The organism is Pedobacter sp. GW821-FHT01D05, from assembly GCF_059422505.1.
The window spans coordinates 841,124-865,181 of sequence record NZ_JBWKXA010000002.1 but is presented as its reverse complement, the minus strand read 5'-3'; the positions used below and the strand labels follow the sequence as shown (position 1 = coordinate 865,181).

Genomic DNA, 24,058 nt, shown 5'->3' with positions numbered 1-24,058 from the left:
TCAGATGTTACCATCTGACACTTTCAAATGTAATTGAATACCATCTATTACTCACCAATTTCAAGATAGTCTATCAGTCAGATGGTAACATCTGACTACACATCCACCAACTAATATTCATGCGAAAATATCTCTATAATCAATTGTTTTAACAACATTATCCGGATTACCTAAGTAAAAAGCAGCACTGCTGTATCTATAATTTTCTGGATACTCGCTCAAATTCCAGTGAGATTGTAACGGATTCTGATGAATATATTCCAATTTAACTTCAAGAAGCTCTTTGCTACCAATCCAGACATCATCAAACCTATCCTCCCAAACTTTAAAAACCTGCTTATCCTTTTCAATCCTTATCACATTTAGTAGTGGACTCTCACTGGATTCCAGATGTTTTCGAATCTCAAATGCACAAAACTTCTTTAAATCGCGCATGCTATCCGATAATTTATTTTCATTGTTAAAATAGAATAAAACATGAAAGTGATTAGGCATGATTACGTAACCCAGAATTGAAATCTTATATTTTAACGCGACAAAATTTAAACTATTAGCAATGGTTAGTTTATATGAGTCACTTTCGAGAAGTTTTAAATGTTTATAACAACTTGTAGTAACAAAAAAACACTTTTCTTCAAGAAATAATTTTCTATTCCTTAGCCCCATACCTATATAAATTAAACTTTTTGTGATGTCAGGTGTTACCACCTTACACTTTCGTAATTGATGGGATATCATTAATTACTCGCAAAAACAGTCTAATATTCGTGGTGTCAGATGTTACCATCTGACACTTTCAAATGTAATTGAATACCATCGATTACTCACCAATTTCAAGATAGTCTATCAGTCAGATGGTAACATCTGACTGCACAACGAGATAGTAACATCTGACTGCACAAGCAACTCCAAACTTAGAGTTCACCGTTTCTTTTTCTTAAAAACCACTCTGTAACCAGCAAAATCAAAATTAGGCCGAACAGCCATTTCATACTGATCAATTCGTCGTATTTACGGTCTTCGTAGCTGATGGTTTTAATATTTTCATTTTTGGCAATCTCATCAGCTATTTTCAACAGATTTTCAGGCACAAACAGTTTACCATTACTTTGCTTAGATATGGTATTTAAAAGCTGGTGATTGGCTGTTGTTTGCTGAAATTCTGCAATCAACGCATTTATATAGAAACTGCCCGTGGCCGTGAATTTCTTTCCACCCAGTTCGGTATTAGCGAGATAAGAATAGTTCCCTGCAGGCATGGTTCCTGCATCTAGCTGATAACCATTTTCAGTTTTAGAAAAAATATAGTTAAACACTTTGCCCGCTTCATTTTTAACCTGAAGATTAACTTCCGACTCATTTACAGGCTGATAGCTATCGTTATAAAGGGTGCCGTTAAACTGGATGGTTTCATTTTCATCATAGGCTGACTTTGACGTAAATACCTTGAATCTACGCTTATCATCTTTAACAGACAGGTATTGAACTGTTTTTGAAATCAGGTCGTTTAAAACTGATTGATTGCTTTCATTTTCAGCCTCCGAAAGTTTCCATCGCCAAAGCCCCTCGCCCATCAAATAACCTGCCTTTAAGCCATTTTCATTCGCGAAGAACAGTAATGGCTGCTGTGTGCTTACTTTGCCAATACGCTGATTAAAAACAGGTATTGCGCCTGCATTTACGGTTAATCTTCCAAACGGACTTAGCACAGGATCGAAAGATGAAAACTGCTTCTTGTTATCTTCAGTAAGATTGAAGCTTGTAAATCCATTTGCAAAATCGGCATATACTTCCTGAATGGAGCCATTTGCAGCACTTAAGTTAACCTGATTTTGCATTTGGTTAAAAGCATTTATATTGCTCTGTGCACCCAAAATGTACCAGATCGGTTTCTTCAGTCCAGTTAATTTCTTTAAAAATGCTGACGAAATATTTTGCGCATCAGGTAATTGATACAATACGATTAGATCGAATTTAGCGGGATTTGTGGTAATTAAATCATCAGCAAGTGCAAGTTTAGCCTCGTAGTGTTTATTGAGCGAAATAGCCTCTTTTAACACGGCCAAATCAGGATGTGGTGCAACCGCTGCAAGCAATACTTTCTGCCTGCCATCAATCACTTCTACATAAAAGGTTTGAACATTATTCCGGGTAGTAATTTCATTTTTCAGTGCGCCGAGCTGAACAGTATATTTCTGAACACCAATTTTACCCGCATGGATCTTAACCGGGATCGTTTTAACAAAGGAAGCTCCATTAATCGATAGGTTTTGCTGTTCTACCTTTGCACCATTTTGGCTAACCGTTAAAGCAGTGCTTTCGCCGTCACTTTGAAAAGCCTGAACCTGAACTTCGATCGTAAAATCGTCATCCAGGTACACAATATTATTGTAATTTACATTCGAAATTAAGACGTCACGTTTTGGGATACTATCACCCAAGGCAATCGTATAAACCGGCGCATTAATCTGATTTACGCTGTACAGCGGATTTCCACCGTGATTAAAAATACCATCGGTGGCTAAAATAATGGCGCCAACATTTCTGTTGGTATATTCATCTCTAACTTTCTGAAAAAAAGCCGAGGCATCTGTTAATTTACCCTGATTTTTAAAATCGAAACCATCAGCCACCTGATCGCCAAAGTGAAGCGTTTTTACCTCGTACTTATCTGATAGTTTATCCTGTAAAGCTTTAAGATTATTTTCATATAATTTCTGGTCGAAGCCGGCTGCCTTAACCTGACCTACAGAAAGAGAATTATCTTGTCCGATAATGATCACCGGTTTATCTAAGGTATAATTTAATGTTTTGATGAGCGGTGCAAATATTAACCATGCAATGGTAGTCACTACGATAATCCGCAAGGCAGTTAAGCCATACCGAAGTTTTTTATCCAAATTTTTGTTGCCGCGATACAGCAACCAGGCATACAGCACGCCCAACGCCAAGCAACCGAGAAAAAACAAAATAGATGTACCCGAAAAAAAACTGTTCATACTTTTATAAAGATGGTAATTTTGGGGAAATTTTCAAGATTATTAACCGCAAAGTACGCAAAGAATTTACGCAAAGCATCGCAAAGAGAACAGGTATCTACAATTTCTAAACTTAGCAACCTTTGCGCCATGTTAATAAGGAAATCTCAGCGGCCTTTGCGGTTAAAAAAGATAAATTCGTTAGTTTTAACCAAATCAAAATTTATGAAATTAATCTGTTTAACGTTTCTAGTGTCTCTAAGCCTTATGGTAAATGCTCAAAATAATTTTAAAGCCACTCAAATTAAATTCGAAAGAGTAGAAAAGGCCTACAATGAAAAATGGGAAACATTGAGAAAATTTGTTCAGGCTGGTGGCTATGGCGATCAGTTTTCGATGATAATCAATGCTTATAAAACAGAAGGCAAACTCGAAGTATGGTTAAAGAATAATTCGGCTAAAACCTATTCTCTATTTAGAACTTACGATTTCTGCGCACATTCTGGCACCATTGGCCCGAAAGTAATTGAAGGTGATGGGCAAACGCCGGAAGGTTTTTATTACATTAATGTTTTTAACCCGATGAGTAATTTTCACTTATCGCTAGGGGTAAATTATCCGAATACGGTTGATTATGCCAGAACAGGAAAAGATAGAAAACCCGGAAGCGATATTTACATCCACGGCAATTGCGTTACCGTTGGCTGCATTCCTTTAACCGACGAAAAAATTAAAGAAGTGTATATTTTGGGTGTTGAGGCTAGAAATGCAGGTCAGGAAAAGATTCCGGTTAACATCTATCCTTTCAAAATGACTGATGCTAATATGAAGAAATTCATCGCTCAATTTCCTACACAGGCCAGTTTTTGGAAATCGCTGCAGCCTGGATATTTAGCCTTTGAGAAAAATAAAAACCAAGTTAATGTAAGTGAGGTAAAAGGGAAATATATTGTGAAATAGTTTTAATGTTGTAAAGTTGAAATGTTCTAAATAAGGTAAAAGCTAAAAGACGTAAGGTTTAGGGTTAAACCCACCTTACGCCTTTGCTATTTTTATGGTATTGGAACGAAAGCCCTCTACCTTAAACCTTCCGCCTTCAACCCCTCTTAAAGCATCCCGCCGCAAACAGATAAAGTTTGGCCAGTTACATACGCACTCATATCTGAGGCTAAGAACACGCAAACATTGGCGATATCTTCCGTTTCTCCGGCACGTTTTAGTGGAATATCTTTTTCCCATCCTTCAACAACTTTCTGATCAAGGATATCTGTCATTTCGGTTCGGATAAAGCCCGGCGCAACTACGTTAGCACGGATATTTCTCGAACCTAATTCTTTAGCGATTGATTTGGTAAAACCAATAATACCAGCTTTAGATGCGGCATAATTTGCTTGTCCCGCATTACCTGTAGTACCCACAATAGAACCCATATTGATGAAAACACCTTTACGGGCTTTCATCATTACTTTAGAAGCTGCTTTTGTTACGTTAAAGATCGATTTAAGGTTAATATTGATCACATCATCCCAATTTTCTTCGCTCATACGCATCAATAAACCATCTTTAGTAATCCCCGCATTGTTTACTACGATATCAATGGTACCAAATTCCGCTACGATATCGTTGATCAATTGCTCAGCTTCAGCAAATTTAGAAGCATCAGAACGATAACCTTTAACTTTTGTTCCGAAACTTTGTAACTCCTGCTCTAAAGCTTCACCTTTTTCTACTGATGATAAATATGTAAAAGCTACATTAGCGCCCTGCTCGGCAAATTTTTCAGCTATTTTACGACCGATTCCTTTAGATGCGCCTGTAATTAATGCTGTTTTTCCTTCTAATAATTTCATTCTTTATTTTTATTGTTTGTCAGTCTGAGCCTGTCGAAGACCGAATGTGTTATTTATTTTATAGTTTGATAATCTTACAATTTCATTCCAATCTTCTTTAAATAAAGCTTCTTTTTTCCTTCTACTCCTTAAGCTGCTTTTCAAAATCTATAGCATCTCCTATTTGGTTAAATCTTTAATATTTTAAAGTAACTGGCCTTCTTGAAAAAGTATAAGCAAAGACATTTTCACCATCATTGTGCTGAGAAAGTCTAGCCTCTAAATCATTTGTTACCCCAACATAATAACTTTTATCAGCGCATTCCAGGATATAGACAAAATAGTTATGTATTATAGTCATAAAAATCTTTAGGAACATAAAGTTACTAAAATATTTCTCGCTAAAACTGTCATCCTGAGCTTGTCGAAACACCACAAAAAGTCCTTCGACAAGCTCAGGATGACAACCACACAAGATTGACTGCCAACTCCAAACTTAAACCGCTGGTTCCTGCTGGCTCAAACAATGAAAGCTTCCCAATCCCCAGATAATATCAACCGAATTGATACCGATAACCTTTCTATCTGGGAAACAACCTTGAATAATAGCTAAAGCTTTCTGGTCGTTTACATCATCAAAAATTGGCACAATTACCGCTGCATTAGCAATGTAAAAATTGGCATAAGACGCTGGTAAACGGGTATCTTCATAAATAACCGGCGACGGCATCGGCAATTGAACAATATTCAATGCTCTGCCATCTTTCAGCTTCATGGCTTTTAAGGCTGCTAAGTTCTCTTGTAACAAGATATAATTTTCATCCAGCGGATTGCTTTCTACAACAGTTAAAACCGTATCCTCGTTTACAAAACGCGTAATATCATCAATATGGCCGTCGGTATCATCGCCAACAATACCATCTCCCAACCATAATACCTGATCCTGGCCATAATATTCAAGCAAATATTGCTCAATCTGTTCTTTGGTTAAATGCGGATTACGATTTTCGTTCAATAAACAGGCAGTTGTGGTTAAAACCGTTCCGGCGCCATTAAATTCTACCGAACCTCCTTCCATCACAATATCGGGGATAAATAAAGGAAGGTCAAAATGTTTGGCAATTTTAGTTGGCACAACATCGTCCAGATCAAATGGTGGATATTTTCCGCCCCAGGCATTGTAACCCCAATCTACAACAGCCTTTTCATTTCCTTTCAGCAAAAATGCAGGTCCGTGATCGCGGCACCAGGCATCGTTCGTTTCGTTAAAATAAAATTCGATCTGGCTTAAATCGGCATCTACTTTTGTTAATTCAGAAACAGCAAAAGCTTTCATTTCTTCATCTTTCACATTGATGCGTACTTTTTCGCCTTCGGCAACAGCTTTAATAAACTGACAGTACGGTTCATAAATGGTTTCGATTTTCCCAGGCCAGCTCTCCTCTTTATGTGGCCAGCTTAACCAGGTTGCCTCATGTTTGGCCCACTCGGCAGGGAAAGCATAACCTTGTTGTTTCGGTGAATAATCGAATTGATTAATATTTAGATCTTTTTTTGGAGGAAAGTTTGACATTTAATTCTAATTTATAAAATGAATGGTCCGTGAGGACACAAACCATGGATTTGGATGGTCGTCATCTCTACTGAAGCGCAGCGCAATGGAGATATCTCTTAATAAGATAACTATCATCCATAGTTCTTCGCTTTAAGCTTTGGTCTTTAACCTTTCAGCTTAATCCCCGTCAATATATCTTTTCGTAATCGGCTGGTAGGAATCAATTCTTCTGTCTCTTAAAAAAGGCCAGTGTTTACGGAAGAAATCGGATTCTGATAGATCCAGTTCAACAACCTCGGTTTCTTCCTGATCGTGAGAACCTAAATAAAGTATTTTACCCTGTCCGTTTGTGGCGAAACTTCCACCCCAGAATTTCATGGCACCATCTTGCTCAAAACCTACGCGGTTTACACTCACTACAGGCACACCGTTTGCAACCGCATGTGAACGTTGGATGGTTTGCCAAGCATTGTATTGATCTTGGTTGGTTTCTTCGTCCTGATCGGTAGCCCAACCAATTGCAGTTGGATAAAACATGATATCTGCTCCCATCAAGGCCGTAATACGTGAAGCTTCCGGATACCATTGATCCCAGCAGATCAGAATACCAATTTTAGCAAACTTGGTTTGAAAAACCTTGTAGCCTAAATCGCCTGGGGTGAAGTAAAATTTTTCGTAGAAAGCAGGATCATCAGGAATATGCATTTTACGGTATTTACCTAAATATGAACCATCAGCATCTAAAACTGCCGTTGTATTGTGGTATAAACCTTCAGCACGTTTCTCAAACAAAGAAGCGATAATGACCACGCCCAATTCTTTGGCTACCACTTGCAAAGCATCGGTAGATGGACCCGGAATAGCTTCAGCTAAATCGAAATTGTCGTAATCTTCAACATCGCAGAAATACAAAGAAGTAAAAAGCTCTTGCAAACACACAATCTGTGCACCTTTTGCAGCTGCTTCCCTTACTTTAACAATCGCTTTATCTAAATTCTCCTGTTTATCTTTAGTACAACTCATTTGCACTAAGCCAACTTTTACTTTCTTCATGTTTTTTTGAAATGAGAGAATGAGCGAATGATTAATTGAGAGAATGTCGTAAACCGCATTCACTCGTTCAAAAATTCATTCATTCAAAATTAGGCTGCAAAGTTACTATTTTGTTAAAAGTAGAACGGCATAATTATGTAATTGTTTTTCGGAAAAGCAAAATGTAAGTGGAACCAGATGTTATATTTATAATACGAATTTGCCTTTTGTTCGATTAATATTGCAAGCCCAATGATTGTTTTTGGTTACTTTGCCAAACGCGATCGTCATGCTGAATTTATTTCAGCATCTTTTATATCACTAAGACCCTGAAATAAATTCAGGGTGACGTAACTGATAAAAAAAAACCTAAAAGTATTCTACTAACTATCGATGGGATTACAACAAAAAGCCCCAACTTACGGTGAGGCTTTCCGTCTTAATTTAAAACCAAATTAAGGGTTGATATTATCCTTTTTAGGCTTTGGTTTTGTTTCTGCAATTTCTGCAACGGCCACCACTTCCTTACGTTTTTCTGGGTCCATGAGCTCCATCAGTTTCAAGCCCAGCAGGCCATCCATCGCCGAGCCTCCATGATTACCACCATTGCTTCCAATCAGCACATCTGGGATCAGCTTCACGTTACCTTTCGATAACTCTTCGGTAATTTTGTAACGGGTAAAGTTTTCGCCGCCCAAAGCTTTCACGGCAAGCTCGTAAGCTTCGGCAGTTGATTTACCTACGGCTAAAATTTTACCTGCTTCTGCACTACCGGTTAACGAAATCTGTTCAGCCTCCGCTGATGCACGCAACTTAATGGCTTCCGAATCGGCCTGTGCTCTTGCCTTGGTCGCTTCAGCCTCGGCATGCGCTCTCATTTTAGTGGCCTCAGCCTCCGCTCCTACAGCTAATTTTACACCAGCTGCATCACCTTCCGATTTTTTCACCGTTGCACTTGCAGTACGTTCGGCAATCTCTACACTTTGCTGTGCCTTTACAATATCTTTCTGCATATCGGCAATCGCAGTTTCTTTTTCCATCCCCTGGCGCGTTTCCTGTGCCTGTTTCTGGGTTTCATAAGTAACCTTTTGCTCTTCCGCAATTTTACGGTCAGTTAAGGTTTTCATTAACGATTCTGGCGGAACAATGTCACCGATTAATGTATCCACTGCGTTTACATTATATTCATCAAGCACTTTACGGATATGTTCTTTAGCCGATTCCTGACGCTCTTTACGGGTACTCAGGAAAGCAATCACATCACTTCCCTGTGCGGAGTTACGGAAATAGTTGCCAATTGTGGGTTCTAAAACCTGCGAAACCAGATTCACCATATTGCCGAAACGTGCAATTACTTTTGGTGCTTCGGTTGTTGGTACGTGGATAATCTGCGCAACATCTAAATTAAAGGGGAAACCATCTTTTGAACGTACAGTAATGGTTGATAGGTTTTTATCCAGATTATGTGCCTCACTACGTGCCGATGCCCAGTTTAGCACCAAGTTGGTTGTTGGCACCAGCTCTACCTTCATAATATATTTGTTAATCGGATATTTACCCGGACCGAGGGGTTCCAACCAAACGCCTTTTGAGCCCTTGCCAACAATATTACCATGTTTAAAATCGGCACCGGTTAAGTCATTTCCATCAGTACCAATAAATGAGATTACCACACCAACATAACCGATTGCTATTTCGGTCATCGGAATTTCCTCTAACTGGATTGCCCAAGGATTAAGGTTATAAGAACCCGCCAAAATTACCTGGGGCTGCAAACCGCGGTTACCGCCTTGTTTTATAAAGGCATCAAAATCCTGGAAATTGTTGTGTCCATCAACAAGCTTACCCGCAATCTGATTGGCCTCAATCGGTAAACCATCCAACGTGGTTACAATGCCCACCATGCTTTCCTGAATGCGGATCATATCCGTAACAGAAACCTGAAATAACATGGTATTGATACGATAAGAACCCGAGGTAATGTAAGATGTTTGCCGGCCTCGCTGACCGCCATTTTCGAGAAACTTCACTGCATCCTGAAAATTATCAGACTCTACCTTTTGCCCAAGGATATTCCCCGTTGGGATTTCGGAACCATCTTTGGCCATAATCAGTCCGATTTTACCCTCCGGTATAATGGTAAACTGTTCCATGGTTACGCTATACTGCCAGAACCACATTCCGAAATACAGTCCTGGCGCCAGTGTTTTTCCCTGAAAACCGGCTTCGCCTTTAACCGCGATAATGCGGCCATCGGGCAGCTCCCGGTCCGAACCAAAGAGTACGAATTTTTTGGTAATCAACCCGATCCTATCTTCGGGTACGATGACCATCCCGAATAGGAAACGTAAAATATATTTGTATAAAACTACGCACAACAGTGCCACTAAAACCCACCAGTAATTAGAAATGAGCGCTTCCATAATGTTATATTTTTTCTTTTTTTTAACGCCTGATAAACCATTTATCAAGCACGATATAGCTATCAAACGGTGTGCTTTGTTATCATTTATAACACTTATTTTTAAACTATTTTTTGTTGATTTTAAGGCCCAAAAGATGACTCAGGATCGATTTAGAGCAAAATGTCATCTGCAGATGACATTTTGCTAAATAGCCTAGCTGAATGCTTATAAATGCCAAAAACTAACCATTTAGGTTTACCGGGATAGTTGCAGAAATTTTAATTGTATAAATTACAATTAATCGAAAAAATGTGTCCTTTTTTAGACCTATACAGTTGACCGAATTGGGATACACTAATGAATCAGTTTTAGTGATTTATATAAATGAAAGCTGCCTGATATAAAAGTAATTCTGGAAAAACCCGGAACCCAGATTAACTAAACCCGATTGCACGAATGCCGATTCTTTCAATCTGCAGAAGGAAAAGCGGACAGGAACCAACCGACAGACACAGAAACTTGCTTTTCAAATGATTTATTCAGCTTATATTTTGATGATCAGTAATTCACAAAATATTAATAGATCCGGTCTGTGAGCACAGACCGTGGAACTTTGGAAGAAAGATTATACGCCTATTTCTTCTCTGTATTCCTGTTGCAGTTCGAATAAGCATTTGGCGCAGAGGCAGCCATCGTACAGTTCGGAGATGTATTGTACTTCGTTTATACTCAGCTGTACCACACTGCACTGGCATTTGGTATATGAATTTGCCTTGCATTCAATAGCCGTATTACATCGTTCGCAAGGAATGATTTCGTGTTTGCTATGTTTTAAGGTTGAAGGCATAAGGTATAAGGCTTAAGGTAAAACCTATTGCATTACAAAAATATAAACAAAAAATAAGGTTTTGAGCGTTTGCCCAAAACCTTACGATATGATTAGATTCGTCATCCTGAACTTGTTTCAGGATCTATGTTATACAGATGCTGAACTAAATTCAGCATGACGATATTGTGCGAGATTATCCAGAACAGCTGATACAGCCTTCTTCCATTGAACAAACTGGTCCGTCAACGATTTCTTCTGCAACCTGATCTTGTGTCATTTCAGCTGGGATAACCGCTTCAATTGCTTTACCACCCTGGTTCTCTACTGTAAATTTAACGGCCTGAGAAGCTGCTTGTGTACGCAAGTAATACATACCGGTTTTTAAACCTTTCTCCCATGCATAAAAGTGCATTGAAGTTAATTTTGATGTATTTGGTGCGTTTACGAACAAGTTTAACGATTGCGATTGGCAGATATAGGCACCACGATCGGCAGCCATATCGATGATATTACGCATCTTGATCTCCCAAACGGTTTTGTACAATTCTTTAATGTAATCCGGAATCGAATCAATCGCCTGAATAGAACCATTCGCCAATATGATCTGATTTTTCATATCGTTGTTCCATAAACCTAATGCTACTAAGTCCTTCAATAAATGTTTGTTTACCACTACAAACTCTCCGCTTAATACACGACGGGTGTAAATGTTAGAAGTATATGGCTCGAAACATTCGTTGTTACCTAAAATCTGAGAAGTAGATGCAGTTGGCATTGGCGCAACCAATAATGAGTTGTACACACCATCTTTAACTACTTTTTTGCGTAATGCATTCCAATCCCAACGGCCGCTATCTGGTGTAACATTCCATAAATCGAACTGGAATTTACCTTTTGATAATGGAGAACCTTTAAATGTTTGGTAAGGACCATTTTTCACAGCCAAATCGTGCGAAGCTGTCATCGAAGCAAAATAAATCGTTTCGAAAATATCTTTATTTAAACGTTTAGCCTCATCACTTTCGAAAGGTAAACGTAATAAGATAAAGGCATCAGCCAAACCTTGTACACCTAAACCAACGGGACGATGGCGCATGTTTGAGTTTTCGGCTTCTGGTACTGGATAATAGTTATGATCGATGATTTTGTTCAGGTTTAAAGTAGCCTGATACGTTACATCGTATAATTTTTGGTGATCGAAAGCACCATTGATTACGAAACGAGGCAATGCCAATGAAGCTAAATTACAAACCGCAACTTCATCTTTAGAGGTATACTCGATAATTTCGGTACATAAGTTAGAGCTCTTAATGGTACCTAGGTTCTGTTGGTTAGATTTGCTGTTTGCTGCATCTTTAAACAACATGTACGGTGTACCCGTTTCAATTTGCGAATCTAAAATGGCAAACCAAAGTTCTTGTGCTTTAATGGTTTTACGGCCACGGCCTTCTGCTTCGTATTTAGTGTATAATTCTTCAAATTCTTTGCCGAAACAATCTGCCAAACCTGGTGCTTCGTGTGGGCAGAATAAGGTCCAATCGCCATTATCTTTAACACGTTGCATAAACAAATCGTTAATCCAAAGGGCATAGAACAAATCGCGCGCACGCATTTCTTCTTTACCATGGTTTTTACGAAGATCTAAGAATTCGAAAACATCTGCATGCCAAGGCTCTAAATAAATAGCGAAAGCACCTTTACGTTTACCTCCACCCTGATCTACATAACGGGCCGTATCGTTAAATACACGTAACATTGGAATAATACCGTTACTTGTACCGTTCGTACCACCAATATACGAGCCAGTTGCACGGATATTGTGGATACTTAAACCAATACCGCCAGCACTTTGCGAAATTTTAGCCGTTTGTTTTAAAGTATCGTAAATACCTTCGATGCTATCATCCTGCATGGTTAACAAGAAACATGACGACATTTGAGGTTTTGGTGTAGCTGCGTTGAACAAAGTTGGTGTAGCATGTGTAAACCAACGCTCGCTCATTAAATTATAGGTTTTGATTGCGCTCTCGATATCTTCTTTGTGGATACCAACAGAAACACGCATAAACAAATGTTGCGGGCGCTCTACAATCTGACCGTTAACTTTTAAAAGGTAAGATTTTTCTAACGTTTTAAAACCGAAATAATCGAAACCGAAATCGCGGTCGTAAATGATAGAACTATCTAAAATATCCTTGTTTTTTTCTATAATCTCATAAACATCAGCAGCAATAAGAGGAGCATCTTTCTGCGCTTTCGGGTCGAAATATTCGTACAACATTTTCATCGTACCCGAGAATGATTTAGTGGTGTTTTTATGTAGGTTAGAAACCGCAATACGTGATGCTAACAAAGCATAATCAGGGTGTTTTGTTGTTAACGAGGCAGCAGTTTCTGCAGCAAGGTTATCCAACTCCGATGTGGTTACACCATCGTATAAACCCTCGATAACCTTTTTGGCTACATCGATTGGATCTACCAGATCTGAATTTAAACTATAGCACAACTTTTGAATGCGGGCTGTGATTTTGTCAAATTGCACCGCTTCTTTGCGGCCATCTCTTTTTAGTACGAACATATTTTATGAGATTTAAGTTTTATTATTAAGTCGTGAGTATCAAGTATCAAGACCTAATCATCACTTTGTATTTTTTGTTATTTATTTATTAGTATCGAGTAGCAGGTATCAAGTATCGAGTAGCAGGTATCAAGTAGCGGGATTTTAGTATCAGGATTAACCTTCCGCCATCTACCTTTTAGCCCTCTACCTAAAAGTCTTCATCTAAAGAAAACGCCTGTTTGTTGTTATCAGCAGAGGTTAGTACACCACTTTTCTGATAATCGCCAACACGTTTTTCGAAAAAGTTGGTTTTACCCTGCAATGAAATCATTTCCATAAAATCGAATGGATTGGTTGCATTGTAGATTTTTTTGTAACCAAGCTCCTGCAACCATCTGTCGGCCACAAATTCGATATACTGGCTCATTAATTTTGCATTCATACCAATTAAAGCAACCGGTAATGCATCAGTAATAAATTCTTTTTCAATTTCTACAGCATCACTAATAATGCCATGAACTGCTTCTTCGCTCAACTTATTGCTTAACATGCTGTAAAGTAAACAGGCAAATTCGCAGTGTGAACCTTCGTCTCTCGAGATCAGTTCGTTACTGAAAGTTAATCCCGGCATTAAACCACGTTTCTTTAACCAGAAAATAGAGCAGAAACTTCCGCTGAAGAAAATACCTTCAACCGCAGCAAATGCCACTAAACGCTCAGCAAAAGTTCCGTTTTCGATCCAGCGTAAAGCCCACTCCGCTTTTCTTTTCACCGCAGGTACGGTATCAATGGCGTGGAACAAACGGTCTTTTTCTTCGGGATCTTTAATATAAGTATCGATTAACAGCGCATAAGTTTCTGCATGGATGTTTTCCATCATGATCTGGAAACCATAAAAACAACGTGCTTCTGGCAATTGAACCTCACTCATGAAGTTTACCGCAAGGTTTTCGTTCACAATACCATCACTAGCAGAAAAGAAAGCAAGAATATGAGAAATGAAATGTCTTTCGCCATCATTTAAATTGTCCCAGTGTTTCTGGTCATCAGAAAGATCAATCTCTTCTGCAGTCCAAAAACTAGCTTCGGTCTTTTTATACATTTCCCAAATTGCCGGATACTTAATCGGCAAAAGCACAAATCTATCTTTGTTTTCTTGTAGTAATAATTCCTGTTCCATACGCTGATATTTTTAATTCTATTTTTTTAACAGGGCCGACAAAGGCACGCATCCATCAATTTTATATGATGATTGTAATGTCTTTTATCAAAACGCTGTTGTGAAAGTGCTAACTCTATTGCCTGACAAACAACTGGGTTTTTAGTTAGGGAAAATTTAAAATTGCAATCAGGTGATATACGTATAAATTACTAAAAACTAAGCTTTTATATTTGTTTTCAAGCGCAAGAAGTTAAAGAACTTTGTTATAACAAATATATATACGGCGGCCCTTTTTTGTGAACCAAAGTTGTTAACACCCTGTCCAATTGCTGGGGAAAAACGATCAGTCGAATATCATTTTCAAGCGAAAAAAAAGCTAATCGTTTCTTTTCAAGGGCTTAGCAAACCAAAACGAGTGTTAATAACTTAAATTTGAGGGGTATAACAAGCCTTAAATAGAGCTAAAAAGAGTATTACTCAACGGTATAACTAAGGCTTACTTTAGCTATGCCTTTACGGAAGATACCGATCTGTTTTGCAGCACGTTCAGACAGATCTATAGCCAATCTTTTAGAGAAAGGACCACGGTCATTTACCTTTACTACGACCGATTTTCCGTTGTCTGGATTAGTTACTGTAACCAGGGTGCCGAATGGCAGCGTACGATGGGCAGCTGTTAGCTTTTTTGCCCGGTATTTGGCGCCGCTGGTGGTGCGGCGGCCTTCAAATTTTCTGTGATAATAAGTGGCGAGAACTGTTTTTTTGATGCTATCCGGTCCGTTTGATGAATCAGAATTTTGTGCTTTACCTTGTAAAAACAGGAAACAAAAACTTAATAACAGCAGATACTTCATAGGCTAAATTTTATTTATCGAGCCTGCAAATATAAGCATTTAGTTTATAATCAATAATTTGTGGAAAAACAGCCTGATTTTGTGCATTAAAAAAGGCGTACAGCTTACCGCCATACGCCTCTACCTAACCCTTCTACATCCACCTTATTTTTGATCCGGCACGAAATTCATGGAGATCGAATTTACACAATGACGGGTGTCTTTATTGGTAAATCCTTCGCCCAAAAATACGTGGCCAAGATGCGCGCCACAGTTGGCACAAACAATTTCTGTACGGGAACCATCGGCATCAGGAATGCGCTTTACAGCACCTTTAATTTCATCATCAAAAGCAGGCCATCCGCAATGTGCATCAAACTTACTTTCCGAACGATATAGGGCTGCATTACAACGTTTACAGGTATAAGTCCCTTTATCTGTTGTATGTTCATATTTACCTGTACCAGGGTATTCTGTACCTTTATTTACAATTACTCTTTCTTCTTCGGGTGTTAATGGATTCCAGTTCATTTTCTTCTTTGGTATGATTTGTTCTGTTTCCTTCGATTGTTTTACGGCTTTCTTATCTTGCTTTTGGGCACAAGCAGAAAGACCTGTTATTAAAACAACAGCAGTAAGCAAAAATAGTTTATTTAACATCTTTTTCATACATCAATATACGACATAGATTTTGTTTTGGTTTGCTGGCTTTAAATTATGGCTTACAGTTTACAGAGTGGTGATAAATGAATTTGAATTTTAATCAGACATCTCATTTTATCATACTTTGGTTGCTATATAAATCTATCAAATAATACTTATTGTCGAGTTTTACTTTAAATATCCCAACCACGTCTACTAAATCTTCAATCTCTTCATATTTTATCGGCACCAATAATTTATTACCGGGGCTAACAATACCCTTCTTATTTTCTTTGGTAACAATATATAGAAATTTAGAATAAAGCTTATTTCTGCTTTCTTTTATATTATCATAAATAAGTGGGATGAGGTAATCTTGCTTGATGTTGATCAAGCCATATTTATTATCCAACTGAACTATAAATGGAGCAGTGCAATTGTATTCCAATATCTCGTCATAAATGGGTTTAATAACCTCATTTCCTTTAGCATCAATATAACCTACCTTTTTCTTATTGTTATCATTTATATAAATTTGAGCTATATTATTTTTAAAATAACCTACAGATCTGTAAATCTTCGATGTAAGCATATCTCCTTTAAAATCAATCAACTGCGAAGTCTTGTCGGTGTATGTTCCTTTTTGCAGAGAGATGATACTATCGCTCAGATACCGTACTTCATCATAAATAGGTTTTGCTATTTCTTTACCTGTACTATCTACAACGCCATAAAACCTAGCACTACCTTTATTTAAATAAGTAGTGGCAAGACCATTTTTATTAAATCTTTGGATAGAAGAATATTTTGGTTCTAACAAAATTAAACCTTTCTTATTTGCTAAGCCCCATAGTCCATTGTTATTAATTATAACCAACGATCTGACATCCCACGAGCTTTGTATTTCTTCGAATTCAGGTTTCAAAACCTCCTTACCCTCTGGAGATAACAAACCCCACTTTCCATCTTTTTCTACTATAACAGCTTCACCAACCAATCCTTTGCGACCCTGCACAAAATTACCTAATGATTTAAGACCATCGTATTGAACTGGTAGCACTTCTTTGCCTTGCTTGGATATCACTCCCCATTTACCACCCCGCTCAACCATCACAAAATTAAACTCAGATAGCCAGATATTGTTGTAAACTGGTGGGATGATGGTTATATTAGTTTTTCTGTTGACTAAACCATATAGGTCATTTTCTTTGATTATCTTCAAATCAACATTTGATGGATCTACATAATCTAATCTACCAGAGTTTAATTCACTATTATTATCCCCTTTCAATCCTTTTTTTTCATAAACAGCTTTATCAGAATTATTCTGCACTTTATTCATTGAATTATCTATCATAATCCATTTACCATCAGCTGATAACACTTTTGCATACTTAATAGATGAGTTTTCTTTAACTTCTTCAAACGCTCCAATTAAACTATATCCACGGCTCTTAGCCAATGATTTAAAACCGGGGGAGGAAACATAGCCAGCTTTATTTGATATAAAAGGCTGCGAACTAACTTTATAATTTACAAAAAATAGGACTATTACAATTAATCGTTTTAATATTTTTTTCATTATTATTTTATTGCATAAACAATATAAGTGTTATAACAGTAATATCACAAAAAAAAGCGTCCCGAAGTTAATCGAAACGCTTTTCTATAAAGAGATTTTTAAATCTTATTTTGCTAATTCTTCTGCCATTGCAGCACCGATTTCAGCAGGACTTTCTACTACACGGATACCACACTCGCGCATGATTTTCATTTTAGCAGCTGCAGTATCATCAGCACCGCCAACAATAGCACCAGCGTGGCCCATTCTACGTCCCGGAGGCGCAGTTTGACCAGCGATGAAACCAACAACAGGTTTAGTACCGTTTTCTTTAATCCAACGGGCTGCTTCTGCTTCCATTCCACCACCAATTTCACCAATCATGATGATACCGTGAGTTTCAGGATCGTTCATTAATAATTTCACCGCTTCTACAGTTGGTGTTCCGATAATTGGGTCACCACCGATACCGATAGCCGTAGTAATACCTAAACCAGCTTTAACCACCTGGTCTACTGCTTCGTAAGTTAAAGTTCCCGATTTAGAAACCACTCCTACATGACCTTTTTTGAAGATAAAACCTGGCATAATACCTATTTTAGCTTCATCAGCAGTAATTACACCCGGGCAGTTAGGGCCGATAAGCGTAACATCGCGGTCAGCAATATATTCTTTAACCTGAATCATATCCTTAGTTGGAATACCTTCAGTAATACAAACAATAACTTTAATACCACCTTCGGCAGCTTCCATAATGGCATCAGCAGCAAAAGCTGGTGGCACGAAAATGATAGATACATTTGCACCCGTTTTATCAACGGCATCTTTAACAGTATTAAAAACAGGCTTTTCTAAATGCAATTGCCCACCTTTGCCAGGCGTTACACCACCAACTACGTTTGTACCATAGGCCAGCATCTGCTCAGCGTGGTAAGTTCCTTCGTTTCCGGTAAAACCCTGAACGATAACCTTAGAATCTTTATTTACTAAAACGCTCATGTATCAATATTTTTTTTGTGCAAAGCTAATATTATTGTAATGGAATTCAAATCTAAAACCATATTATTTAGTCTGTTTTTTCAGTAAAATGTAAGGAAATGCTTTATGGCAGCTGTAGCCCGCTATATAGATTGTAATAGCAAAATGAATAGGAAACATTTAGACTAAAGACCAAAGCGGAAAGACTAAAGCTAAAGACGTGATGCAGAATTAACTATCGTGATGTTTCGCGCCTCCGTATGAATAAAGAATAATACCTTTTAGGCATTATACCTGGAGCAAGCCCTTCGGCTATAAACCTGACAGTAACGGCAGCCTCCGATTTTTTCTATCGGAGCTACAGTGGATGGCAGGACTTCACTTGCCAAGAACCACAAACCGTTCGTTTTCAAATCAAAAACATTAAGGCTTAAGATTAGGAAATGAGCAGTCCTGTGCTTTTGGGGAGCTCCACTCCCGCTCTCCGTTCTTTCCGATGAAGAATCGGAACCACTGCGATCGGGTTTATTAACAAAGTGATGGTGCTTGTGGCAACATCCATGCAAAACGCCTAAATTTACCTTTTGAGCGAAAAGACTAAAGACCAAAGCGGGAAGTCTAAAAACCCAGACAAAACTTAAGCCAATTATAAAACGTATATGATCAAGAAGCTAATCCCAATCGTAACCATTTTTACTGCTACTTTTATTTCAGTTAAGGCCAGTGCACAAAGTACCGATACGAGTAAATATATCCTTCAAAACGATATTGAAGTAGCTAAAGAAGAACCCGGTACACATAACGGTGGGGGCAAAACCATCGGCTTTAACTTTTTTGCGGAGGCGAAAAGCCTGAAAACGGTCTTTAAAAAACGTACTTTAAAATCGGGCTCTGCTATAGGCTATCATTTGCAGAAAGAGGATGAAATTTATTATGTGATTAGTGGAAACGGAACCATGCAGATGAACGGAAAAACTTTCGCTGTTAAACCTGGTGATGCCATTTTAACCCGCCCTGGCAGTTCGCATGGTATTGCCCCGAATACGGGTAATGATTTGACTATTCTGATTGTTTACGAGAAGAAATGATGATATTAGGAGTTGCGTTAGTTTTTCATCCCCCAGCCCCCTTCGAAGGGGGACATTGAATACTACAAGTACAGCATACTTAACCAAAAATGGAATTAGAAAAACATTATACCAATAGAACAGGTTGGCTAAGGGCGGCAGTGCTTGGGGCCAACGACGGCATTATTTCTACAGCCAGTTTAGTTATTGGTATTGCTGCAGCGAGCGATACCAGAAGTCCGATTGTATTGGCGGCACTGGCCGGTTTGGTTGCCGGAGCATTATCTATGGCTGCCGGAGAATATGTTTCCGTAAGTTCTCAGTCGGATATTGAAAAAGCAGATTTGGCGAGAGAAAAGATAGAACTCGAAACCATGCCCGAATTGGAACTGAAAGAGCTTGCAAAGATATATGTTGCGCAGGGGCTTGACGAAGATCTGGCCATGCAGGTAGCCATAAAATTAACCGAAAAAGATGCCTTAGGCACACATGCCAGAGATGAACTGGGTATTAACGAAATTACACAGCCCAAACCGCTTCAAGCTGCTTTTGCATCTGGAGCCTCCTTTATCAGCGGCGGTATTTTACCTTTTTTAGTTGCTTTTCTTGCCCCAATAAAATCGATGGTGTTTTACCAATACGGTTTCGCTATTATGTTCCTAGCTTTATCGGGGGCAATTGCGGCAAAGGCAGGAGGCTCTAGTATGATTAAAGGAATATTGCGGATTTGTTTCTGGGGAACAGTGGCCATGGTAATAACTGCTCTGGCCGGGTATATTTTTGAAGCAAAGACCAGTTAATCAATGGGCAGTTTACAGTTCTCGGTTGACGGTTCTATAGTTGCAAAATCTGCGCACATCCGTGTAATCTGTGTGAACCATTTAAACGTATTTATTCCCGCTGATTTTAAATGATAAACGCAGAATGTAGCTTGGCTTTTCCCGTATCATAATCCTAAAAACGAAAAGCCGGACTAACTTTATAATCCGGCTTTGCTTTACTATTATTAGACTAAAGACTTTTAACTTCAGCCTTTGGACTATCTGCTTTTGGTTTCGGTTCGGTTTTCCAGGCTTTTACCCATTCAGCTTGTGCAGCTTCGTCATGAAAGGTCCACGCTACGAAACGGCTTATTTTTTGCCCCTGGCTCATTTGAACGGTGGTTACCTCAAAAGCATTTGCTTTAACCAATGCGCTGTAGATACTTTTTAAGTTAGCACTTTTTGATACCAATGACGTAAACCATAAAACCTGATTTTTGATCTGCTCGCTCTGGATAATCATCTGCTCTACGAAAGCGCGCTCACCACCCGGGCACCAAAGTTCGGCCTTGTTACCGCCAAAGTTTAATACGTGTTTTACTTCCTTTTCATTTCCGCCCAGGTTACGCCATTTCTGACGGGTACCTTGCTCGGCTTCTTTTAAAGAAGCATGAAACGGTGGGTTACAAACTACCGCATCGAACCTTTCTTTACCACCTACAACACCTCTAAAAATACCCATTTTTGAAGATTGTTGACGAATTTCTACTGCCCCTTGTAATGGTTTATTGGCTTCGATAATGCGTTTTGCCGAATCGACCGAAAGTGGATCGATCTCAGAACCTACGAAACTCCAGCCATATTCCTGGTGCCCAATGATGGGGTAAATACAGTTAGCACCTACGCCGATATCCAATACATTGATGTTAGCTCCTTTTGGATTTTTACCCTTATTGCTCGACCCTAAAAGATCGGCAACGTAATGGATATAATCAGCCCGGCCCGGAATAGGCGGACAAAGAAAATCCTGAGGAATGTCCCATTGTGAAATGTTATAGAAATACTTCAACAATGCCCTATTAAGTGCCTTAACGGCACTTTGATCAGCAAAATCAATAGAATCATCATTGTGTTCGTTTTTAAAAACGAAACGTTTTAATTCTTTTGAGGTTGCAATAAGTTGTTTGAAATTGTAACGCGAACGGTGTTTGTTGCGTGGGTGTAACTCGCTTTTTTCTTTGCGGTTATTTTGTTCTTCTTGAGCCAATGTGCTGTGGATTAATTAAACAAGCTGTGTGCATGTTTCTACGACAAAGGTACATAAAAAAGGCTGAAGGTGTGAAGGCTGAGGGTAGAAGGGTTTTGCATGTGCTATAAAAACAAAGATTTACGATAACATAATTACAAGAAATTTTCCGTGATTTCTGTGCTTCCGTGGCTAAATTATCTGCACCCAGAACTGAAAACTCACAACTACACCTCCTCTGCTTTTTCTATCATTGCAGGCTGAATGGCTTTCTGATACTTTGCCTCATCGAACTGCTTTTCGCTTTTAGCTATCACTATCGTAGCCACGCCGTTTCCGATTACATTGGTTATTGCTCTGGCTTCACTCATAAAACGATCTACGCCAATTAATATGGAGATATGTTCTATCGGCATAATTTTCAAAGCGGTTAAGGTTGATACCAAAACGATAAAACCACTACCCGTTACCCCAGCAGCACCTTTAGAGGTAACCATGAGCACACCTAAAACCGTAATCTGCTGACCTAAGGATAAATCGACATGAAAAACCTGACAAAGAAATATAACGGCCATGGCCAGGTAAATTGCCGTTCCATCAAGATTAAAGGAATAGCCGGTAGGAATAACCAAACCAACAACTGATTTATCGCAACCAATAGCCTCCATTTTCTGCATCATGCTTGGCAGGGCCGATTCAGAAGAAGAAGTACCCAGTACAATTAAAATTTCCTGTCGGATATACTTCAGGTAAGCCCATAGGCTAAATTTATAGTACATGCAAATTCCATTTAAAACGATAAAAATGAACAGGATGCAGGTTAAATAAACCGAACCCATTAGTTTAGCCATGCCCACTATGCTTTCCAAACCATGTGTACCAATACTGAAAGCCATTCCGCCGAAAGCACCAATTGGTGCTAAACGCATAATTACCTTCATAATTTTGAAGAGTACTTTCGATATTTTATCGAAGGCATTTAAAACGCTTGTTCCCTCTCCGCCCAATTTATTCAGGCCATAACCAAAAAGAATGGCAAACAGCAAAATCTGTAAAATATTTCCTTCAGCAAAAGCGGCAATCACATTATGCGGAATAATATGCAGGAAAAATTCTGCCCAGTTCATATCTTTAGCCTGCTCGGCATAACCTACAATTTTTGTAGCATCGCTAGCCTTAGTTATCATTCCGGCACCCGGCTTTAAAATATTAGCCACCAATAAACCAATTGCAATAGCCACTGTGCTTACAATTTCGAAATATAACAATGCTTTGCCACCCACCCTGCCTACTTTTTTCATATCGCCCATGTGTGCGATTCCTAAAACAATGGTAAAAAATATAATTGGTGCAATTAACATGCTAATCAGGTTGATAAAACCCTGACTGATTAATTTAGCCGTGGGCGCAAAACCCGGGAAGAAAATCCCAACATTAATCCCGATTATGATGGCTATGATAACCTGAAAGGTTAAGTTGGCAAATAATTTCTTTACGAATTCTATAAATGTCATCTTTATTTTTTTAGGTGTTTTGGCTTGCTATTGAATACAACAGAGTAGGCATAAAATAATTTTATTTATAAATACTGACTTCAATTTTCCCGTCGGCAGTAATTGCGCCTCTATACATGCCTTCGGTATTAAATGGCATAGCTATATTGCCTTTTTTATCTAAAGCAATTAAACCACCATCACCACCCATTTTGCCTACTTTATCTAAAGCAATTTTCGATGCCTCTGCAACAGACAATCCCTTATATTCCATTAAATCGGAAATCGTTTTGGCCACCACATTGCGGATATAAAACTCGCCCCAACCAGTACAGGAAATACCAGCCGTTTCGTTATTGCAATAAGTACCCGCACCAATAATCGGCGCATCGCCCACACGTCCGTATTTTTTGTTCGTCATACCACCGGTTGATGTTCCAGCTGCCAGGTTTCCAGCCTTGTCTAAAGCCACGCAACCCACTGTACCGAATTTATAATCGTGGTTTTTAATTCCAAATAATTCCGATTTCTTGTTTCCATGATCTAACACCGCTTTGGTAGAATCTTCTTTAATGGCTTTTTGTAAGCCATCCCAACGTTCCTTAGTCCAGAAGTATTTTGGATCTACGATTTCCAGTCCGACTTCTTTTGCAAATTGATCGGCACCAGCGCCAACCATCATTACATGTTCCGATTTTTCCATCACGGCCCTGGCTGCAGAAATTGGATTTTTTATGGTAGTTACTCCGGCAACCGATCCAGCCATTAAGGTTTTTCCATCCATTATTGCGGCATCGAGCTCATTTCTGCCATCATGAGTAAAAACAGCGCCTTTACCCGCATTAAAATGAGGATCGTTTTCTAAAACGTGAATGGTTGCCTCAACAGCATCGAGGCTCGATTTACCTGCTTTAATTTCTGCATAGCCTGCATTTAATGCTTTTGTTAAGGCAGCGATATAAGCAGCCTCTTTTTCGGGACTCATGTTCTTTTTGAGAATGGTGCCGGCACCACCGTGAATCACCATTACATATTTTTTCTGCTGTGCAGAAACCTGCAAGGCTAAAGCCGAAAACAAGAACAAGGCAAGTAATTTTAACCGTTTCATCCTCCTATTGGGTTTAAGA

General features: G+C 38.8%; 20 protein-coding genes. 3 read left to right on the top strand and 17 right to left on the bottom strand.

Features of this window, described 5'->3' with window-relative positions; all coding sequences use genetic code 11:
• Positions 1-117: 117 nt before the first annotated feature.
• Both AC07VK_RS11795 and AC07VK_RS11790 read right to left on the bottom strand, forming a co-directional pair.
• Positions 118-666, bottom strand: coding sequence for an REP-associated tyrosine transposase (locus AC07VK_RS11795; protein ID WP_494939800.1), 549 nt, complete (start codon positions 664-666; stop codon positions 118-120).
• A 248-nt stretch (positions 667-914) separates the two neighbouring features.
• Positions 915-2,999, bottom strand: coding sequence for a hypothetical protein (locus tag AC07VK_RS11790; protein ID WP_492960586.1), 2,085 nt, complete (start codon positions 2,997-2,999; stop codon positions 915-917).
• Positions 3,000-3,230: 231 nt separating this feature from the next.
• Here AC07VK_RS11790 and AC07VK_RS11785 point away from each other — a divergent pair, with 231 nt between their 5' ends.
• A complete protein-coding gene (locus tag AC07VK_RS11785; protein ID WP_492954851.1) occupies positions 3,231-3,938 on the top strand; it encodes a L,D-transpeptidase family protein in 708 nt (235 codons plus the stop codon).
• 146 nt (positions 3,939-4,084) lie between these two features.
• Here the strand turns inward: AC07VK_RS11785 and fabG are convergent, their stop codons facing one another.
• The 12 genes from fabG to sucD form a co-directional block, all read right to left on the bottom strand.
• Entirely contained in the window at positions 4,085-4,828 is a 744-nt protein-coding gene (gene fabG, locus AC07VK_RS11780) for a 3-oxoacyl-[acyl-carrier-protein] reductase (protein WP_492960584.1), read from the bottom strand.
• A 175-nt stretch (positions 4,829-5,003) separates the two neighbouring features.
• The gene (locus AC07VK_RS11775) at positions 5,004-5,168 is read right to left on the bottom strand and encodes a GIY-YIG nuclease family protein (RefSeq protein WP_492960582.1); all 165 of its coding nucleotides are present in this window, start codon (positions 5,166-5,168) and stop codon (positions 5,004-5,006) included.
• 135 nt (positions 5,169-5,303) lie between these two features.
• On the bottom strand, positions 5,304-6,380 hold the full coding sequence (locus AC07VK_RS11770; RefSeq protein WP_492960580.1) for an agmatine deiminase family protein: 1,077 nt from the start codon (positions 6,378-6,380) through the stop codon (positions 5,304-5,306).
• Positions 6,381-6,539: 159 nt separating this feature from the next.
• Positions 6,540-7,415 (bottom strand): carbon-nitrogen hydrolase, encoded by an 876-nt coding sequence (locus tag AC07VK_RS11765; protein WP_116251669.1) that lies wholly within the window; start codon positions 7,413-7,415, stop codon positions 6,540-6,542.
• Between the two features lie 434 nt (positions 7,416-7,849).
• Positions 7,850-9,817 carry an SPFH domain-containing protein gene (locus AC07VK_RS11760; protein ID WP_492960578.1) on the bottom strand — a complete coding sequence of 656 codons (1,968 nt, stop codon included), beginning with the start codon at positions 9,815-9,817 and terminating at the stop codon, positions 7,850-7,852.
• A gap of 607 nt (positions 9,818-10,424) precedes the next feature.
• Positions 10,425-10,646, bottom strand: a complete 222-nt coding sequence (locus tag AC07VK_RS11755; RefSeq protein ID WP_492960576.1) for a cysteine-rich CWC family protein — start codon at positions 10,644-10,646, stop codon at positions 10,425-10,427.
• Between the two features lie 175 nt (positions 10,647-10,821).
• Entirely contained in the window at positions 10,822-13,206 is a 2,385-nt protein-coding gene (locus AC07VK_RS11750; protein ID WP_492960575.1) for a ribonucleoside-diphosphate reductase subunit alpha, read from the bottom strand.
• A gap of 190 nt (positions 13,207-13,396) precedes the next feature.
• Positions 13,397-14,368 (bottom strand): ribonucleoside-diphosphate reductase small subunit, encoded by a 972-nt coding sequence (locus AC07VK_RS11745; protein ID WP_025145778.1) that lies wholly within the window; start codon positions 14,366-14,368, stop codon positions 13,397-13,399.
• A 455-nt stretch (positions 14,369-14,823) separates the two neighbouring features.
• Positions 14,824-15,204: a septal ring lytic transglycosylase RlpA family protein gene (locus tag AC07VK_RS11740; protein WP_492954845.1), complete on the bottom strand. Its 381-nt coding sequence runs from the start codon at positions 15,202-15,204 to the stop codon at positions 14,824-14,826.
• A 144-nt stretch (positions 15,205-15,348) separates the two neighbouring features.
• On the bottom strand, positions 15,349-15,852 hold the full coding sequence (locus AC07VK_RS11735) for a methionine-R-sulfoxide reductase (protein WP_492960573.1): 504 nt from the start codon (positions 15,850-15,852) through the stop codon (positions 15,349-15,351).
• 103 nt (positions 15,853-15,955) lie between these two features.
• Positions 15,956-17,407 carry a WG repeat-containing protein gene (locus tag AC07VK_RS11730; protein ID WP_492960571.1) on the bottom strand — a complete coding sequence of 484 codons (1,452 nt, stop codon included), beginning with the start codon at positions 17,405-17,407 and terminating at the stop codon, positions 15,956-15,958.
• 105 nt (positions 17,408-17,512) lie between these two features.
• A complete protein-coding gene (gene sucD, locus AC07VK_RS11725) occupies positions 17,513-18,385 on the bottom strand; it encodes a succinate--CoA ligase subunit alpha (RefSeq protein ID WP_057931931.1) in 873 nt (290 codons plus the stop codon).
• Positions 18,386-19,023: 638 nt separating this feature from the next.
• Here sucD and AC07VK_RS11720 point away from each other — a divergent pair.
• Both AC07VK_RS11720 and AC07VK_RS11715 read left to right on the top strand, forming a co-directional pair.
• Entirely contained in the window at positions 19,024-19,452 is a 429-nt protein-coding gene (locus tag AC07VK_RS11720; RefSeq protein WP_492954842.1) for a cupin domain-containing protein, read from the top strand.
• An 89-nt stretch (positions 19,453-19,541) separates the two neighbouring features.
• Positions 19,542-20,231: a VIT1/CCC1 transporter family protein gene (locus AC07VK_RS11715; RefSeq protein ID WP_492954841.1), complete on the top strand. Its 690-nt coding sequence runs from the start codon at positions 19,542-19,544 to the stop codon at positions 20,229-20,231.
• Positions 20,232-20,442: 211 nt separating this feature from the next.
• Here the strand turns inward: AC07VK_RS11715 and rlmF are convergent, their stop codons facing one another.
• The 3 genes from rlmF to AC07VK_RS11700 all read right to left on the bottom strand — a co-directional run bounded on the left by rlmF (position 20,443) and on the right by AC07VK_RS11700 (position 24,039).
• Positions 20,443-21,459: a 23S rRNA (adenine(1618)-N(6))-methyltransferase RlmF gene (gene rlmF / locus AC07VK_RS11710; protein WP_492954840.1), complete on the bottom strand. Its 1,017-nt coding sequence runs from the start codon at positions 21,457-21,459 to the stop codon at positions 20,443-20,445.
• A 206-nt stretch (positions 21,460-21,665) separates the two neighbouring features.
• Positions 21,666-22,952, bottom strand: a complete 1,287-nt coding sequence (gene dctA, locus AC07VK_RS11705) for a C4-dicarboxylate transporter DctA (RefSeq protein ID WP_492954839.1) — start codon at positions 22,950-22,952, stop codon at positions 21,666-21,668.
• A gap of 61 nt (positions 22,953-23,013) precedes the next feature.
• The gene (locus tag AC07VK_RS11700; RefSeq protein ID WP_492954838.1) at positions 23,014-24,039 is read right to left on the bottom strand and encodes an isoaspartyl peptidase/L-asparaginase family protein; all 1,026 of its coding nucleotides are present in this window, start codon (positions 24,037-24,039) and stop codon (positions 23,014-23,016) included.
• Positions 24,040-24,058 lie beyond the last annotated feature (19 nt).

Coding starts and splice junctions, on each gene's coding strand:
- AC07VK_RS11795 (WP_494939800.1), bottom strand. CDS start 666: ATGGGGCTAAGGAATAGAAAATTATTTCTTGAAGAAAAGTGTTTTTTT.
- AC07VK_RS11790 (WP_492960586.1), bottom strand. CDS start 2,999: ATGAACAGTTTTTTTTCGGGTACATCTATTTTGTTTTTTCTCGGTTGC.
- fabG (WP_492960584.1), bottom strand. CDS start 4,828: ATGAAATTATTAGAAGGAAAAACAGCATTAATTACAGGCGCATCTAAA.
- AC07VK_RS11775 (WP_492960582.1), bottom strand. CDS start 5,168: ATGACTATAATACATAACTATTTTGTCTATATCCTGGAATGCGCTGAT.
- AC07VK_RS11770 (WP_492960580.1), bottom strand. CDS start 6,380: ATGTCAAACTTTCCTCCAAAAAAAGATCTAAATATTAATCAATTCGAT.
- AC07VK_RS11765 (WP_116251669.1), bottom strand. CDS start 7,415: ATGAAGAAAGTAAAAGTTGGCTTAGTGCAAATGAGTTGTACTAAAGAT.
- AC07VK_RS11760 (WP_492960578.1), bottom strand. CDS start 9,817: ATGGAAGCGCTCATTTCTAATTACTGGTGGGTTTTAGTGGCACTGTTG.
- AC07VK_RS11755 (WP_492960576.1), bottom strand. CDS start 10,646: ATGCCTTCAACCTTAAAACATAGCAAACACGAAATCATTCCTTGCGAA.
- AC07VK_RS11750 (WP_492960575.1), bottom strand. CDS start 13,206: ATGTTCGTACTAAAAAGAGATGGCCGCAAAGAAGCGGTGCAATTTGAC.
- AC07VK_RS11745 (WP_025145778.1), bottom strand. CDS start 14,368: ATGGAACAGGAATTATTACTACAAGAAAACAAAGATAGATTTGTGCTT.
- AC07VK_RS11740 (WP_492954845.1), bottom strand. CDS start 15,204: ATGAAGTATCTGCTGTTATTAAGTTTTTGTTTCCTGTTTTTACAAGGT.
- AC07VK_RS11735 (WP_492960573.1), bottom strand. CDS start 15,852: ATGAAAAAGATGTTAAATAAACTATTTTTGCTTACTGCTGTTGTTTTA.
- AC07VK_RS11730 (WP_492960571.1), bottom strand. CDS start 17,407: ATGAAAAAAATATTAAAACGATTAATTGTAATAGTCCTATTTTTTGTA.
- sucD (WP_057931931.1), bottom strand. CDS start 18,385: ATGAGCGTTTTAGTAAATAAAGATTCTAAGGTTATCGTTCAGGGTTTT.
- AC07VK_RS11720 (WP_492954842.1), top strand. CDS start 19,024: ATGATCAAGAAGCTAATCCCAATCGTAACCATTTTTACTGCTACTTTT.
- AC07VK_RS11715 (WP_492954841.1), top strand. CDS start 19,542: ATGGAATTAGAAAAACATTATACCAATAGAACAGGTTGGCTAAGGGCG.
- dctA (WP_492954839.1), bottom strand. CDS start 22,952: ATGACATTTATAGAATTCGTAAAGAAATTATTTGCCAACTTAACCTTT.
- AC07VK_RS11700 (WP_492954838.1), bottom strand. CDS start 24,039: ATGAAACGGTTAAAATTACTTGCCTTGTTCTTGTTTTCGGCTTTAGCC.